General features: G+C 29.6%; 17 protein-coding genes. All 17 read right to left on the bottom strand.

From position 1 onward, the window contains the following. Positions 1-290: 290 nt before the first annotated feature. Positions 291-485 (bottom strand): hypothetical protein, encoded by a 195-nt coding sequence (locus IC219_RS15015; protein ID WP_227483267.1) that lies wholly within the window; start codon positions 483-485, stop codon positions 291-293. Positions 486-793: 308 nt separating this feature from the next. Further along, positions 794-2,326: a lysine--tRNA ligase gene (lysS, locus tag IC219_RS15020; protein WP_227437517.1), complete on the bottom strand. Its 1,533-nt coding sequence runs from the start codon at positions 2,324-2,326 to the stop codon at positions 794-796. Between the two features lie 14 nt (positions 2,327-2,340). Next, positions 2,341-2,820: a transcription elongation factor GreA gene (gene greA / locus IC219_RS15025; RefSeq protein WP_021386470.1), complete on the bottom strand. Its 480-nt coding sequence runs from the start codon at positions 2,818-2,820 to the stop codon at positions 2,341-2,343. A gap of 108 nt (positions 2,821-2,928) precedes the next feature. Further along, positions 2,929-3,897, bottom strand: coding sequence for a tRNA dihydrouridine synthase DusB (dusB, locus tag IC219_RS15030; protein ID WP_227831462.1), 969 nt, complete (start codon positions 3,895-3,897; stop codon positions 2,929-2,931). Positions 3,898-4,033: 136 nt separating this feature from the next. Then, positions 4,034-4,804: a type III pantothenate kinase gene (locus IC219_RS15035; RefSeq protein WP_227437521.1), complete on the bottom strand. Its 771-nt coding sequence runs from the start codon at positions 4,802-4,804 to the stop codon at positions 4,034-4,036. Positions 4,805-4,822: 18 nt separating this feature from the next. Beyond that, a complete protein-coding gene (locus tag IC219_RS15040; protein ID WP_227483268.1) occupies positions 4,823-5,413 on the bottom strand; it encodes an ECF transporter S component in 591 nt (196 codons plus the stop codon). Between the two features lie 196 nt (positions 5,414-5,609). Beyond that, the gene (locus tag IC219_RS15045; protein ID WP_227831463.1) at positions 5,610-6,569 is read right to left on the bottom strand and encodes a P1 family peptidase; all 960 of its coding nucleotides are present in this window, start codon (positions 6,567-6,569) and stop codon (positions 5,610-5,612) included. Next, a complete protein-coding gene (locus IC219_RS15050) occupies positions 6,562-7,539 on the bottom strand; it encodes a biotin--[acetyl-CoA-carboxylase] ligase (protein WP_227831464.1) in 978 nt (325 codons plus the stop codon). Before IC219_RS15050 ends, IC219_RS15045 begins: the two co-directional genes overlap by 8 nt. Positions 7,540-7,857: 318 nt before the next feature. Then, a complete protein-coding gene (gene ftsH / locus IC219_RS15055; protein WP_227437529.1) occupies positions 7,858-9,828 on the bottom strand; it encodes an ATP-dependent zinc metalloprotease FtsH in 1,971 nt (656 codons plus the stop codon). A 33-nt stretch (positions 9,829-9,861) separates the two neighbouring features. Beyond that, on the bottom strand, positions 9,862-11,250 hold the full coding sequence (tilS, locus tag IC219_RS15060) for a tRNA lysidine(34) synthetase TilS (protein WP_227437532.1): 1,389 nt from the start codon (positions 11,248-11,250) through the stop codon (positions 9,862-9,864). A 182-nt stretch (positions 11,251-11,432) separates the two neighbouring features. Beyond that, positions 11,433-11,861, bottom strand: coding sequence for a DUF1934 domain-containing protein (locus IC219_RS15065; protein WP_413926953.1), 429 nt, complete (start codon positions 11,859-11,861; stop codon positions 11,433-11,435). Between the two features lie 17 nt (positions 11,862-11,878). Beyond that, positions 11,879-12,685: a glutamate racemase gene (gene murI / locus IC219_RS15070; RefSeq protein ID WP_227437535.1), complete on the bottom strand. Its 807-nt coding sequence runs from the start codon at positions 12,683-12,685 to the stop codon at positions 11,879-11,881. 201 nt (positions 12,686-12,886) lie between these two features. After that, positions 12,887-13,393 carry a cell wall hydrolase gene (locus tag IC219_RS15075; protein WP_227483272.1) on the bottom strand — a complete coding sequence of 169 codons (507 nt, stop codon included), beginning with the start codon at positions 13,391-13,393 and terminating at the stop codon, positions 12,887-12,889. A 31-nt stretch (positions 13,394-13,424) separates the two neighbouring features. Next, positions 13,425-14,084 (bottom strand): stage II sporulation protein R, encoded by a 660-nt coding sequence (spoIIR, locus tag IC219_RS15080; RefSeq protein WP_227437539.1) that lies wholly within the window; start codon positions 14,082-14,084, stop codon positions 13,425-13,427. A 135-nt stretch (positions 14,085-14,219) separates the two neighbouring features. Continuing rightward, positions 14,220-14,900, bottom strand: coding sequence for a GntR family transcriptional regulator (locus tag IC219_RS15085; protein WP_227437541.1), 681 nt, complete (start codon positions 14,898-14,900; stop codon positions 14,220-14,222). Next, positions 14,884-15,774, bottom strand: a complete 891-nt coding sequence (ispE, locus tag IC219_RS15090; RefSeq protein WP_227437544.1) for a 4-(cytidine 5'-diphospho)-2-C-methyl-D-erythritol kinase — start codon at positions 15,772-15,774, stop codon at positions 14,884-14,886. Before ispE ends, IC219_RS15085 begins: the two co-directional genes overlap by 17 nt. Positions 15,775-15,891: 117 nt before the next feature. Then, a complete protein-coding gene (locus IC219_RS15095) occupies positions 15,892-17,442 on the bottom strand; it encodes a DUF3794 and LysM peptidoglycan-binding domain-containing protein (protein WP_227437546.1) in 1,551 nt (516 codons plus the stop codon). Between the last annotated feature and the right edge of the window lie 38 nt (positions 17,443-17,480).

The raw sequence follows: 17,480 nt of genomic DNA on the forward strand, positions 1-17,480 counted from the left end.
ATAAAAGTTTATCAGGCTCAGATACTATTGTTATCTAAATATCTGGCTTTATGGTTTGTTTCTTGTTTTTATAAATTAACCTACTGTTTAATTTTCAAAGTTCATTTTTCATGTTTGCCCTTTTCTTGGGGACAAGTAATACTATATCACCTTAAAAATAATTCGTCAATACTTTTTTTGTTTTTTATTTTAAAAAAGGTTATAACTCTTTGTTTTTTTTAATACTTTTAACTAAAACTAACAGATATAACCCTTGATATTACAAGTAACACATGCATATACAGTTTTTCCTATTTTGCAATTTTATTTTCGTAAGAATATGAGTTGGCTCTGACTCTATCTGCCCAAACATTTATACTCTTAACTTTATTAACCTTAGTTGTACTTTCAAATATATCCATTGCATCCTTACAAAAATATACCATAACATCAAGAACTAAAAATCCAATACAAACTAAACATAAAAAATCAATTACTTGAAACATCACACATTCCCCCAATAATTTTTTATATATAGTATTCTCAAAAATTATTCCTTTTTCCTTCCCAAAAATTACTTTAAATATTTTCATAATAAATTACTTTCAATCATATTTTCTAAATATAAAGTTCCAATCAACAAAAACTAATATCAATTTGTAACGTTTGTTGGTAATTTATAAATTAAATACATGAAAACTTCTTTAGAACATATAAAAAGCATTCTACATTGACATTTTAAATAAAATAAAGCTATTTATTGATAATTTAATAGCTCTATTTTATTTAAAACTTAGTAGAATGCTTGTATTTTTTATTTTTCTTCTTCTTCTTTATTTTGATTATTATCAATAGGTTTCATAGTAGGGAATAATAATACATCTCTTATAGATGGAGAATTAGTTAATAGCATAATAACTCTATCTATACCTATTCCTAGTCCACCTGTAGGAGGTAAACCTACTTCTAATGCTTTTAAGAAATCATCATCCATCTCAAAAGCTTCATCATCACCTAATTCTCTTTTTCTCAATTGGTCCATAAATCTTCCTTTTTGGTCAATTGGGTCATTAAGCTCAGAAAATGCATTAGCTAACTCCCATTTATTAGCAAAAGCTTCAAATCTATCAGTTCTTCTTGGGTCTTCAGTATTTCTCTTAGATAATGGAGATACTTCAACTGGATGATGTGTTATAAATGTTGGTTGGATTAATTTATCTTCTCCAAACTCTTCAAAGAAAGCATTTATTACTTCCCCTCTTCTCATTCCAGGCTTTATTTCTATTCCTTTTTCTCTAGCAACTTCTAATGCTTCTTCATCTGTATTTATTGCAGAAAAATCTACGCCAGAATATTCCTTCACACAATCTTCCATAGTCATTCTCTTCCAAGGAGGTGTAAAGTTTATTTCTGTTCCTTGATAGTTGATTATCATGCTTCCTGTAGCAACTTCAGCCATATGTGCAACAACATTTTCTGTTATCTCCATCATATCAGTGTAGTCTGCATATGCTTGATATAATTCTATAGCAGTATATTCAGGATTATGTTTTAAATCCATACCTTCATTTCTAAACATTCTTCCCATTTCATAAACTTTATCAAATCCACCAACAATAAGTCTCTTTAAGTATAATTCGTTTGCTATTCTTAAATACATTGGTATATGTAAAGTGTTATGGTTAGTTATAAAAGGTCTAGCATTCGCTCCACCAGCTATAGTATTTAATATTGGAGTCTCAACTTCTAAAAATCCTCTGTCATCTAAATACGCTCTCAATGCCTTTAATGCTTTCGTTCTAATTAAAAAAGCATTTTTTACTTCTGGGTTCACTATTAAATCAACATATCTTTGTCTATATCTTAATTCTTGATCTTTTAATCCATGATATTTTTCTGGTAAAACTTGTAAAGATTTGCATAATAATACTACACATTTAGCCTTTACAGATATTTCGCCCCTTTTAGTTCTAAATATTTCCCCTTCAATACCAACTATGTCTCCAATATCATATGTTGAAAATACACTATATTCTTCTTCCCCTATAGCATCTAATCTTACATAAGATTGAATTCTTCCTTCTTGGTCTTGAATATCTATAAAACCAGCTTTACCTTGTATTCTCTTGCTCATGATACGTCCTGCTATTTTTGTAGTTTGACCTTCAAGAGTTTCAAAGTTATCTTTTATTTCCATAGAATAATGAGTTCTATCATATCTACTTTCTTTGAAAGGGTCTCTACCTGATTCTTGTAATTTTTTTAGTTTATCTCTTCTTACTTGAAGTACTTCACTAAGGTCTTCTTGAATTTGTGCTTCTTCATTGCTTTGTTGATTATTTTTCATTTTTTTCCTCCAGATTATCTTCTTATTTCTAATATTTCAAACTTAGCAACTCCATCAGGAACTTGCACCTCTACAACCTCTTTAACAGCTCTTCCTAAAAGCGCTTTTCCTACAGGAGATTCGTTTGATATTTTGCCATCATATGGGTCTGCTTCTGTTGAACCAACTATAGTATATTCAACATCTTCATCAAATTCTAAATCTTTAACTTTAACTATTGAACCTATTGTAACAACATTAAGGTCTATTTTGCTTTCATCTATGATAACAGCTTTTCTAACCATATTTTCTAATTTTAAGATTCTTTCTTCAACCTGTGCCTGTTCCTTTTTAGCTTCATCATACTCAGCATTTTCAGATAAATCACCAAAAGATATAGCAACCTTTATTCTCTCTGCAACTTCTTTTCTCTTTACAACCTTTAAATTCTCTAATTCTTCTTCTAATTTATCGTATCCCTCTTGTGTCAATAAAAACTCTTTATTCTCTTCCATTATAAATACAACTCCTTCACAAATTTCTTAGGAATTTTCCTAATTATATTTTAAAATTTTTATAATCTTTTTTTAATTTATGCGCTATATTATAAGTCACTATTATTTTTATGTCAAGGAGTCTTCCATATAGTACTCCAATTTCGACACAACTTCTTGATAGTCTTCTATTTTATTAATTTCATCTCTTAATCTTGCAGAGTTTCTAAGACCTTTTAAATACCAAGCGATGTGTTTTCTCATTTCCCTTACAGCTACATACTCTCCATGTTCTTCTACTGCAAGCTTTAAATGTTTAATGGCAGTACTTATCTTTTCGTTAAGAGTTGGCTCTGGTAAAATCTCGCCTGTATTCATATAATGGTTTATTCTTTTAAATATCCATGGGTTACCCTGAGCACCCCTACCTATCATTATAGCATCACAACCCGTTTTGTCTAACATATTTATTGAATCTTCTATTGTAAATACATCACCATTTCCTATAACAGGTATATTTAAATTTTTCTTAATATCTGCAATTATATTCCAGTCTGCTTTACCTGTATAATATTGCTCTCTCGTTCTTCCATGTATTGCTAAAGCACTTATTCCACAAGCTTCTGCTATCTTTGCTATCTCAACAGCATTTATACTATTATCATCCCATCCTTTTCTTATTTTTAAAGTAACTGGTTTCTTTGAATTCTTCACTACTGCCTTTAATACCTGCTCTGCAAGTTTAGGATTTTTCATAAGTGCTGAACCATCCCCATTTTTAACTACTTTTGGAGCTGGACATCCCATATTTATATCAAGGATTTCATTTGAATATTCGTTCATTATTTCTGCTGCTCTTCCCATAAAATCTGGCTCAGAACCAAATATCTGAACAGCTACAGGATGTTCTTCTTTTTCTATCTTAAGCATTTTTTTAGTATTTTCATCATCATAGCAAAGTGCCTTACCATTTATCATTTCTGTATATAAAAGTCCACATTCTTGTTCTTTACAAATTAATCTAAATGGAAGGTCTGTTACCCCTGCCATAGGTGACAGAAAAACTTTATTTTTTAATTCTAAATTTCCTATTTTCATCGTTTTTCTCCTATTTTTTCCTTTGTTTTTGTGATTTTATTTCTAAATCTGCATTTCCTCATTATAATATACCACATAACACTAAAAAACTATCATAAAAAGGGAACTGGATATATAATCCAATTCCCTGTATTAATTATTCTTGGTTTTTTTCATATATTATTCTTAATCCTTCTAGCGTTAAAAAACCATCTACATAATCTATACTTTTTGTTTCTGAAGCAATTAGTTTAGCTAGCCCACCTGTAGCTATAACTTTAACATCATCACAATTTAATTCTTTTTTCATCATATTTATTATTTTATCAACTAAACCTACATATCCATAAATTATGCCAGATTGCATAGCCGATACAGTACTTTTACAAATAGTCATACCTGGTTTTGCTAATTCTACTCTAGGCAATTTAGATGCACTTTGGAATAATGCCTCACTAGATATCTTTATTCCTGGTGCTATTGTACCCCCTAGATATTCACCTTTTTCAGAAATAGCACAAAATGTAGTTGCTGTTCCAAAATCTACAAGTATACTTGGTGCCCCATATTTTTCTATGCCTGCTACAGCATTAACTATCCTGTCTGCTCCAACTTGTTTTGGATTATCATATTTTATATTTAGACCTGTTTTTATGCCTGGACCTACTATCAATGGATGCTTTTTACAGTATTTTATACAAAAATTTTCAAGAGAATGCATAACGTTTGGAACTACAGATGATATTATTACATCATCAATAGCATTTATATCCACATCATCATACTTAAATAAGCTACTTATTAGAATTCCATATTCATCAGATGTTTTTTCCTTATCTGTTTTAATTCTCCAATAATTAACTAACTTGTCACCTTTATATATACCTAAAACCATATTAGTATTTCCAACATCAAATACTAGAAGCATATGTCATTAACCTTCTTTCTATTTTTTGCTTTTCTTAAGTACAGCAGCAACGGCAGCTACTACTAAAGCTCCTACTATTGCTTCTGGTACTCCATTTGCTGCGGCAAGAGCCATTATAACCTTTCCTGCTGAACCATTTTGACCCATTGCTTGAAGATACTTGTCAGCATATAAAACATATATCATTCCTAAAACACCAGCTGTATTTAACAAAGAACCTACAGCTCCTGTAATTAATCCAGATATGTATACCTTACTTGTAGCATTGATTATTAGTTGATATACATAATAAGCCAATATACCTATCATAACTCTTGGCAATATTGAAACTAATGGATTTATAAAAACAAAAGATGTTACCGTTGGGTTTACTATAGCGTTTAAAAGACTTGATACTCCAAATATAAAGCCTATTGCTGCCCCAACTATTGGTCCTTCCATAATAGCTCCAATAATAACTGGTATATGCATTATAGTTGCTTTTGTAGGTCCAACTGGAATAAATCCCAATGGAGTCATAGATAGCATAATAGAAATAGCTGATAGTACCCCTATTATAGTCATCTTTCTTACATTTACTTTTCTTACTGATGCACTTGTGTTCATCATAAAAAATACACCTCCGTTCCAGCTCACTAACGATGCCGGACTACTTAATTTTTTGATTTTTCTTACTCTTGTTTCTTATCATTATGAGTCAGGCTACTACTTTCAGGATGCCTGCTCTAACAAGAATAATTTTATCAAGATGAGTTGTCATTGTCAACAATTTGACAAGAAAAATATGCTAATTTCATCATATTTCTCATTTTTTTACTATGTCTTTATATGCTATTATATTTTCTACACTATCAGCTTTTTTTACTGCATTTATTATACTTTTTTCCACAGCCTCTACAGCCAATGAACCTAATAACGTTATATCTGCTTCTATTTCACCTTTTGACATTGTGAATATTGTATCTCCATCATGAGGTGTATGGATAGGAAAAATAGCTTTTGCATACCCATCATGACCCATTTGAGATATTTTTTTACATTCAGCTTTAGTCAGTTTAGCATTCGTAGCTATAACTCCAATTGTAGTATTATCTATACTAAATCCACCTTTACTTGCACCTTGTTTCATCAATTTATATGTATCAATTGTTTCTGTTTTTTTATCATTTAAGGCGCCTGCTATAACCTTACCATCCTCATAAACATCTCCAAGAGCATTTACAGCAATTAATGCAGATACAATCAATCCATTATCTAGTTTTATAGAATAACTTCCTATTCCACCTTTCATAGCATATTCTTGCCCTCTTATCTTTCCAACAGTAGCTCCACATCCTGCTCCATAATTACCTTGATTTAAAACAGTTGTATTTGCCACCTCACAAGCTTTATAACCCATTTGTATATCTGGTCTACACTTAAAATCTCCTACTCCTAAATCAAATAAAACTGCTCCAACAACTATAGGAACTTTTCCAACTCCAACATCAAAACCAATTCCTCTTTCTTCTAAGTATCTACTTACTCCACAAGTAGATTCAAGACCATATGCAGAACCTCCTGCTAAAACTATAGCATGAACTTTTTGAACCATATTTACAGGGTCTAATAAATCGGTTTCTCTGGTTCCTGGAGCCGACCCTCTTACATCAACACCACAAACTGCACCTTCTTCACAAATCACTACTGTACATCCAGTCATCCCTATTCTATCCTCAACTTGCCCAACCTTTAAACCTTCTATATCTAAAATATTATCATACATATCCATTTTCTCCTCTTATAGAAACTTCACCCGAAACAATTTCTTTTACACTTCCATCACTACCCTGAACTACTAAGTTACCATCTTCATTTATATCTAAGCATTTAACTAATTCTTTATCATTTCCTTTTAGTACATATATATTCTTATCTATAATAGCAGAATAATCTCTACATATTTTTAAAGTTTCTTCTTTTGAGTTATTTGCAATATAATCTAAATATAACTTTTCAAATTCAGCCAATACATTTCTGACAATATCTACTCTAGACAATTTGTATCCTTCTTTATACAATGAGGTAGCTTTCTCAGCTATTTCTGAATCAAAGTCCATTATTTTAACATTTATTCCAATACCAAGAACAACATAATTTGTTCTTTCAATCTCAGCAGACAATTCTGTTAGTATACCACATATTTTTTTCCCATTTAAAATAACATCATTTGGCCATTTTATCAAAGTCTTTGCCCCTAGATTATTTAAAGCTTGTGTTACACTTGCTCCTGCTATTAAAGTTATAAATGGTGCTTTAAACGGTTCCATATCTGGTTTTAGAATAATACTCATCCAAATCCCTTCATGGGGTTTGGAATCCCAAGTTCTTCCTAATCGACCTTTTCCCATATCTTGATGTTCACTTAAAATCACAGTTCCATCTATACTATTCACAGCCACTCTTTTTGCGTATTCATTGGTTGAATCTATAGTATCAAGATGCTCAATATTCTTACCAATAAACTCTGTATTTAATTTATAGTAGATATTCTGTGGACTTAATAAATCAGTTGGATTTTCTGTTAATCTATAACCTTTTTTATTTACAGATTCTATATTATATCCCTCTTCTTTTAGAGCTTTCATATGTTTCCATATAGCTGCACGTGACACACCTAATTGCTTTGACAACTCTTCACCCGAAATAAACTCAGATTTATTATTTAATATAATTTCTATTATCTTCTCTCGCATACTTCACCTCTAATATGATATGATTTCATGACTTCTTTTCTTCTAATAAGTAATTATACATTATTAATATATTTTTAATACTACTAATTTTAAAATTCCTTTTTAATATATTATCATAAGTAAACTTATATACCCATACCATTAATTCCCATAGCTTAATATTTTGCCTAATCTTTGCTAAAATCACAAAAAAAACTGAAAGTATTAATTAGATTGATATATGCAAATATACTTTGTTTATCAATTTAACATTATACTTTCAGTCTTAATATTTAATCCTTAATAGATAATACTCTTAAAATAATCAATATTTTAAAATTATTTATCTTCATCAGATTTATTTTCTTGATTTTTATTTATATCAACAACATTGTTTCTTTCTTCTCTATCTTTTTCTAGATTTATAGTTAATTGCTCTTCATTTTCTTTAGGAGAATTTTCCTCTGTAATTGCATTTTCAATATCATTTAATGGTAATTCTTTATTAAATGCTTTTATAAATTGATCTGCATCTAAAGTTTCATAGATAAGTAAGGCTTGTGCTACATACTCCAGTCTATCCATGTTTTCTTGTAATATACTTCTTGTCTTATCATATGCACCATCAACTATACGTTTTGTTTCTTGGTCTATCTCAAAAGCAACCTCTTCAGAATAGTTTCTCTTACTTGAAAAACTATTACCTAAAAATACTTCATCATCACTGTCAAATGACATTGGACCAAGTTTAGAACTCATTCCATATTTTGTTACCATACTTCTTGCAGTAGCTGTAACTCTTTCTAAGTCATTTGATGCTCCTGTAGACACATCTTTTAGCACTAACTCTTCTGCTACTCTACCTCCAAGTAAAACTACTATGTTTTCTTTCATCTCATTTTTAGTAGCATAGAACTTATCTTCAACAGGAAGCTGCATTGTAAATCCTCCTGCTCTTCCTCTTGGTACTATTGTAACTTGATGAACAGGACTTACTTCCTCAAGTATATGAGCACAAACTGCATGCCCGCCTTCATGATATGCTGTAAGTCTTCTTTCTTTTTCACTTATTACTCTCGATTTCTTAGCTACACCTGCTATAACCTTTGTTATAGCTTCTTCTATAGTTTCCATCTTAATTTTCTTTTCTCTTTTTCTAGCTGTTAGTATTGCAGCTTCATTCATTAAGTTTTCTATATCAGCAGGAGTAAATCCTGGTGTTCTTCTAGCTAATACATCCATTTTAACATCATCATTTAGCGGTTTATTTCTTGAGTGAACTTTAAATATAGCTTCTCTACCTTTTACATCTGGTGTACCAACAACTACTTGTCTGTCAAATCTTCCTGGTCTAAGTAAAGCTGGGTCAAGTATATCTGGTCTATTTGTTGCTGCCATGATTATTATACCTTGGTTTACTCCAAATCCATCCATCTCAACTAGAAGTTGATTAAGAGTTTGTTCTCTTTCATCATGACCTCCACCAAGACCTGCTCCTCTCTTTCTACCAACTGCATCGATTTCATCTATAAATATTATAGCTGGAGCGCTTTTTTTAGCTTGCTCAAATAAATCTCTTACTCTTGAAGCCCCAACCCCAACAAACATCTCAACGAAATCAGAACCACTTATACTGAAAAATGGAACTCCTGCTTCTCCAGCAACTGCTCTTGATAGATATGTTTTACCAGTTCCAGGAGGTCCTACCATAAGCATTCCTTTTGGTATCCTTGCCCCTAATTCAATATATTTCTTAGGATTCTTCAAGAAGTCTACTACTTCTTGTAAATCTTCTTTTTCTTCATCCAATCCAGCTACATCTTTAAACGTAACTCTAGTTTTTTCATCATCCTTATGAACCTTAGCCTTTGACTTACCAAAGCTCATAACCTTTCCGCCTCCACCTTGAGACTGATTCATAAATACAAACCAAAGAATTACCATAAAGAATATTAACAGTAATGTAGGTAGCATCTCAACAAACCAAGGTGTAGATGGTTTAGCTTCACCACCAAATGTTAATTTTCCAGCCTTAGCTTGATCTAACACTTCATCTGCAAGTTTATCTCCCATTATTTCTGTTGGAACATATGATTTAAACTTTGTATTTGTATCTTTTATAGTACCTTCTACAGAAGTTTGATTTACAAAGTACAATCTTGATATATTCTCATCTGTTAATTCCCTATATACTTGGGAAAATTTTAAATCTTTTATTTTTTCTGTAGGCTTACCTGAGAATTGAACTATACCTACTATAATTATAAAAACAAGTAGATAAAAACCTGCCCCTTTTAGCAACTTATTCAATATAGAAGCCCTCCTTTCATACATTGCTTTGCCCTATAATTTGTTAAAATTAATTTTTAATACTTCTTTTGTGCTTTCATCAATTTTATAATTCTCACTGATTTTATAATCTCCAACACATATTATTCCTTCACTATCTGTGATTATAGGAATTTTACATCTTTCTTCTCTTGGGATTTTTAAATCTATGAATAAATCCTTCACTTTTTTACTTCCCATAGCAAGTTTTATCTTATCACCTTGCCTTCTGCTCCTTATTACTATACCCCCTTTTACCTTATTAAAATCAAACCCTTTAGATGAATTGTCTAATTTCATACTCTTATACCTATCTATACTCATTACTTGGGTCTCAATAATTTGTTTTAATTCTTTTATTTTTATAAACCCATTACTAGGTATATTGTAATAAAATTCAATTTCCTCACTAACAATTTCCTCATTGGTTAATATTATACTGTCTTTTTTTCTATAAACAAATATATTTCTCGGAAGAGTTATCATTTTATTTACTTTTGAATCACTTTCTAAAGACATTATGTCCTCTATATGTTTTTGATCAACAAAATTAGTATCTCCTAGTATATGTTTTATAGAATTTCTAAGAACCCTAACTTTGATAGCATCATGTAAGCAAATAAAATCTTCTAAATTTATCTCTACAAAGCTCTTTTCTTTTATATTTGAAACTTCTCTAAATTTAGCTTCTGCCTCTTTCTCAATATAATCGTTGTCACTTTTTAAGCTATTGCTCATCCTCACTATAGATTCTATTACATTTGAATTAAAATTATCCTTCATATATGGTAAAAGGTCTAACCTTATTTTATTTCTAGTGTATATGTTTTCTAAATTTGTTTTATCTATTCTAGGATTTAAATTATAAGCCTTACAATATTCCTCTATATCTATTCTCTCTACATCCAAGATTGGTCTAATTATACAGTTATCTCTAATATAATCAATTCCTTTTAACCCTTTAAGACCTGTTCCTCTCATAATACGCATCATGACAGTCTCAGCTTGGTCATTGAGATTATGGCCTATAGCTATTTTGTTAGCTTTAATCTTATCCTTAATTTCATAAAACATTTCATATCTTAGCTTCCTTGCTCCTTCTTCTAATGATAACCCCTCATTTTCACAATATTTTGGTACATTAATAGACTTTACAAAGAATACAATTCCCATATCCTCACAAAGCTTAGATACATATAATGCATCTTTTTGAGCTTCTATTCCTCTTATTTGATGATTTAAATGTGCTGCATATATTTCTATATTAAAATCTTTTTTTAATCTATTTAGTACATGCAATAAACAAACTGAATCAGGTCCTCCAGAAAGACCCAAAACTATTTTATCGCCTTTTTGTATTAAATTATGTTTATTTATAGTACTTAGTACCTTATCAAATATCATATTTATCCCTCTTACACTTAGTTTTATTCACTTTTAAGTATACTTTCTATAAAAAAACGCTAAACCCTTGTATCAATTTTAAGAAATTAAAGTTTAATATAAATATAATAATACCAAATAAATTAAATAAAAGGTAGTTTTTTCACTACCTTTATAAAATTTCTGGAAAATAGCTATAGTTATTATTTAATATCTATGTATATATCTATTTTGTTTCTACCTAAAAATAAATCTTGTATCTTTATATTATAGTCTATTTTCAATTTTATGTGTTCCCCTTCTTGTATATTTATATCCAATTCTCTTGTGTCAATATCAATTAATAAGGTACCTTGTGGGGTTACATATTTTGTAGTACTGCTTTCTCCACATTTAAACATCATAGTTGAATTAATAGAACCAAACTTTTTAATACTAACTTCATTTTTAAGTATTTTTATAGTATTAGTTATTTCTATATTGTCTTCTTTTTCCTTGTAAATAACATATATTCCATCATTTTTATAAAAAATTTTACCAAAAGTAGTCATCTCTATGGTGTCCATATTACCTTTTTCATCATATTGTCTAGTATTTATGCTTATTTTTACACTCAACGATTTTTCCTCCATAGACTTCTTCATATAAACTAATATTTTTGTATCTCCACTTTTTGAATTTTATCAATTTTTTTCTTTAAAAATTCTTTCGCTATATCTGAAAATTTTTCATGTATGTCTGATACATAATATTGATAAATTCCATGAGCTTCTTTGCTATTTATAATGTTTCGTTCTTCTAAAATCTTTTTTAAATCTTTAGCTGTCTCTTTAGCTGGATTAACCAATTTTATGTGTTCTCCAACCTCTTCACCTATCGTTCTCTTTAAAATAGGATAATGAGTACATCCTAATACCAAAGAGTCTATATTCTTATCTTTTAATTCTTGTAGATATATCTTTGCTGTTAACTTAGCTACTTCTGTGTTAGCCCATCCTTCTTCAACAATTGGTACAAATAAAGGACATGCTTTATTAACAATTTCTATATTTTTATCTATTTTAGATATTTCTAAATTATATGCCTTTGAACTTATAGTTCCTTCTGTTCCAATTATACCTACAGTCTTGTTTTTAGTGGAACTTACAGCTGTCCTAGCACCGGCTTCTATAACTCCTATTATTGGTATATCATATTTTTCTTGAGCCTCTTTTAAACTTCTCGCAGTAGCAGTATTACAAGCTATAACTATAGCTTTTACATCCTTAGTTTTTAGAAAATTTATAGCTTGAAAAGTATATTTAATTATAGTCTCCTTAGATCTCGAACCATATGGTATTCTAGCAGTATCTCCAAAATATATTATATCCTCATTTGGTAATATCTTCATTATTTCTTTCAAAACCGTCAATCCGCCTAATCCCGAATCAAAAACTCCTATTGGTCTATTGCTCATTTTTATACAACACCTACTTTACATTTTTGTGTTTAACAACATCTTATTTATCGCTAAAATTTATTTTTATATTCACAGTTAATATATTATTACCTAAATGATTATTATAGTTTATTTTAAACAAAAAATAAAGGAGCTATCTCAAATTAGAAAATAATTTCTAGAAAAAGACAACTCCTCTCAGTACTCAAAAATTTAAATTTATTTTGCAAACACATGATTCCCTATTCTCAGATATGGATTTAGTCTATTTATCCATTTGCAAGTGGCTATTTCTGGATTCCAGAAATATACTGCTTTATTTGTTGGGTCAGTTCCATAAAGAGCTTCTTTAGCTGCTTTACATGCTGAATCTGTTGGTGTCTTGTTTATTGAACCATCAAGCACAACTGAGAAAGCATTCTTCTGATATATAACTTCCTCTATTGAATCTGGAAATCTAGGGTCCAATACTCTGTTTATTACTACAGCTGCTACAGCAACCTGTCCCTCATAGCTTTCTCCTCTAGCTTCACCTGCAACCAATTTAGACAGTAACATTAAATCATTATCAGATAAATTTATTACTTCCTTTTTTGCTACATTTTTTTCTTGTTTGTTTACTTTCTTAGCTGTCTCTGTTGGCTCATCTGCATATACCTCTTTAATAGGCATAAATATATAGGTTAAAGCTAGTAATATAGCTATCAGTTTACTCCACCTGTCCATGATTAAAACCACTCCTTATAATTTTATTTTTTTAAAATTTTTCTTCTAAATCCTTTACTACTTCAATTACTTTAAACTTGATTTTTACTCTGCTTGTTTTCTTTGGTGTGTCTTGTTTTATTAGCTTATATTCCTTGTCAGTTAAAACTTCTTTTAACTTATCATCTGTAGATTTGTCTATAACTCCATTAGACTCATCAACAAAACATAATGGAGGAAACATAACACACCACCAGTTTTTTCCTTCACCTTTTCCAATTATAATTTTTAATGCTTTATATTCACCTGCTGGAAGAACTATATTAGAATATTGTTTTGTAGGAAAGTTACTATATTGTATACCTACCTTTACACTGTAATTATATCCATTTTCAAGAATAATATTTTTACTTATTTCTTCCAGAGTACTATATTCTTTTTTTATAATAGCTTCACTTTCCTCTATACTTTTTGAGTTTTGTAGTTTTGGTTGTAAATATTTTACTACTTCATCCCTAACTTTTAATTTAAGTTCTTGATCTTCATCTGTATTACTATTTGCTATGACATGAAATCTTATTAATTTATCTTTATAGTCTTTTGATATATTATCAATTTTTTTTACTTCACCATTTATTACTATCGTCATTATTGATATGACTGATATAAGACTTAATATTAATATTCCCAACCTAACTTTAATTTTTCTCATTGAAAAATCCCCCTCAAGATAAATTTATATCATCAATTATGTCCATTTAAATTTAATTTATTCATAATATTTTCAATATCAATAAAAAAACTACTTTGAAATGTTTATAAACATTTCAAAGTAGTTTTTTTAATTTTATAAGTCTTTATTCATCATAGCCTTATCTATCATAAATTGCTCTGCTTTTTCTATATGCTCTGTAGCATATTTCTTAGACAACTCACTATCACCTTTTATTATGGCATCAAGTAAAAATCTATGTTCTTCAACAATATTAAGCGATGAGTCGTAATCAGACATATAAGTAACTCTAAACCTATACACTTGTTCCCATAAGGAGTTTATCAATTGGATTAACTTTTTATTGTTTGTTGCTTTAAATATACATTCATGAAATTCTACATCTTGTTTCAATAGTGCATCTAAATCTGATTCCAAAATGCTTTTTTTTAACGCTTCTGATATATCCTTAAGTTTTTTTATATCATCATCACCAATTCTTTCAGCAGCAAGAGACGCTGCTAGACCTTCTAAGCTTGCTCTTACCTCTAATACATCTAGAAGATCCTTTAATGACATATTTGCTACATATGCACCTTTTCTAGGCAACATAACAACTAAACCTTCTAATTCAAGCTTTCTTATTGCCTCTCTTACTGGAGTTCTACTTACTCCTAATTGTTCTGCTAGTTGTACTTCCATCAGCCTTTGACCAGGCTTTAATTTCCCTTCTAAGATTGCCTCTCTTAAATTTTCGAAGACTACATCTCTTAATGGCTTGTAATTATCCAAGTTCAGTTTAGTTAAATTCTCCACAAATTTCAACCCCTTTTTGACTGCTGTTAACAACATATACCTGTTTATATTTTTTTAATAATTCTTTTTTTCCAATTAGAGCATCTTCTTTACTTTCAAATAATCCAAAAACTGTAGGACCACTTCCACTCATCATAGAACCTAAAGCATTATTTTTCATCATAACTTGCTTTATATTATTTATCTCTTCATATTTACTTATAGTAACATTTTCAAGAACATTTACCATATTTTCTGATACAGCTTTTATGTCTTCTGAATTTAAACACTCCATCAAATATTTATTATTAGGTCTTTTTTTAATATTATTCAAATCTAACCCTTGATAAACTTCTTTTGTAGAAACAAATAATTCTGGTTTACATATTAAAATACTTATATCACATGGTAAACCTTTAATATCTGTTAGTTTTTCTCCAACACCTTGAGCTAAAGCAGGCCTTCCTGATATACAAAATGGAACATCTGCTCCCAAGTTAAATCCGATGTCTTTTAATTCATCTTCAGATAATTCAAGTTTCCATAATTCATTTAATCCTACTAATACTGCGGCGGCATTGGAACTTCCTCCAGCCATACCTGCTGCTACAGGAATATTTTTTTCTATGAATACTTCTACGCCTTTTTTTATATTAAATCTATTCTTAAGTATTTTGGCAGCTTTATAAACAATATTATCTTCATCTAAAGGGATATCTAAACTAGTGCTTTTTATCTCTATTTCATCTTTATCTAATCCCTTTATTTTTACTATATCGTATAAATCTATCGTTTGCATTATCATTTCAACAAAATGATAACCGTCTTGCCTTTTTCCTAAGACATCAATGGATAAATTTATTTTTGCCCTGCTCTTTAGTTTTATAAAATCCATTCTATCCTCCTTGTTTAAAGAATAATGCATCACTAACAATAATATTATACTACAAAAAATAAAATAATAGGGTATTATAATACCCTATTATACTTAATTACTTTAAATTTTTTAATATTAATCTACTAATACGACTTTTTTTTCTAAAATAAGACACTTGCCAGGCTTAATTGCTTCGTCAAGTTTTATATCATTGAGTTCTGCAATTTCATTTTCTGTTGTATTGTATTTTTTTGCAATATTCCAGAAAGTATCTCCTTCTTTACATATATATACAATTATACTTGGGGCTTTAGATAAATCATACACACCTTGATCTTCACCTTTAACAATAAAGCTTTCTGCCTTTTTATCTAATGCTTCAGTAAATCTTTTGATTTTTATAACCAAATCTATTTGGTCTCTATTCAAATCAACCTCAATTTTATCAATACATGCTGTATTAAACACTGATGCTGTATCAGTTAAGTTATCCATCTCTATATCATGCTCAAATGGAATTTCTTCACTAATTTTATAAACTAATTTTAGCCCTTCAACTGGAATAAATAAAATTTCAACTTTTATAATCCCTTGTATAATACTTTTATTTCCTTCAATGTAGCTATTTTCTATAGACATAGTTGGACAAACGCTTACAATATCTTTTATTTGTATATCATCATTATCATTTCTTATTCCTTCTCTAACCATAAATGTTTCTTCACTATTTCTTAAAGTCTTATTTAATTGAATAGGTTTATGGTCAAATTTTATTATCTTTTGAGGAGAGTATGCATCTTGTAATACCTCTCTTGTTACTTCATCTGTAACTTTTACCTTGCAACAAGCCATACAATCTATTTCTAATAGACCTGTATTACTTTCACTATTTTGTTTAAAAATATGATTAAAGTCTGACATGGACAATAATACTTCCTCTGTCATACCATCACTCACTCCAGGAACTTCTACAAACTGAGTGAACTCTATACCCACTCTATCTAACTCTACAAGTTCACCCTCATATGTACAAGCCAATGGATTTATTTCTAATACTCCACCAATAATAACCTTATTATCAGTTACTCTACTTTCTTTTACTTTAACACAAGGATTTAAGCTTATTATAGATTGAATTTCTTCTGTATTTATAGTTATAGTGTCTCTTATAGAACTTTCTGCTTTTTCTATTCCCACTATATCTTGAAAACAAATTTCCTTTCTATGCTTTTGTATGCCTTCTACTTGAGCTACATCCTTTACAATATCTAATCTCTGTTTTTCAAATAAACTTCCTCTTATATTCATAAGAGCTCCTACTTTAATCTTTCTCTCATTCATTATAGTGCAGTCCATATGCTCTACCTCTGAAAATAACATGTATTCCATATCTTGCATAACATTATCTTTTTCTATTACTTCGTTTATATCTACTTTTCCATCTACATTAGAAACAGTATTTTTATCGTCTGCGATGTAAATTACGTTGTAATTAAAACTTCCTCTACAAAGTATCTTTCCATCTGCTATCTCAATTTTTTTAAGTGATATGTAACCCTCAGTCTTTACAATCTCATATACATCTAGCTTCTTGTCTGGCACTACTGCTTCCGCCTCAATAAATGTTTGAAATTTCCCAAAGTCTATTCTATTGTCAATTTTAATTACATCTTTAATTAATTCCATAGTTTACCTCCTTAAGTATTATAAAAATATCACACTAT

The sequence above is a fragment of the Clostridioides sp. ES-W-0018-02 genome (assembly GCF_020658175.1).
Taxonomy (GTDB): domain Bacteria; phylum Bacillota; class Clostridia; order Peptostreptococcales; family Peptostreptococcaceae; genus Clostridioides.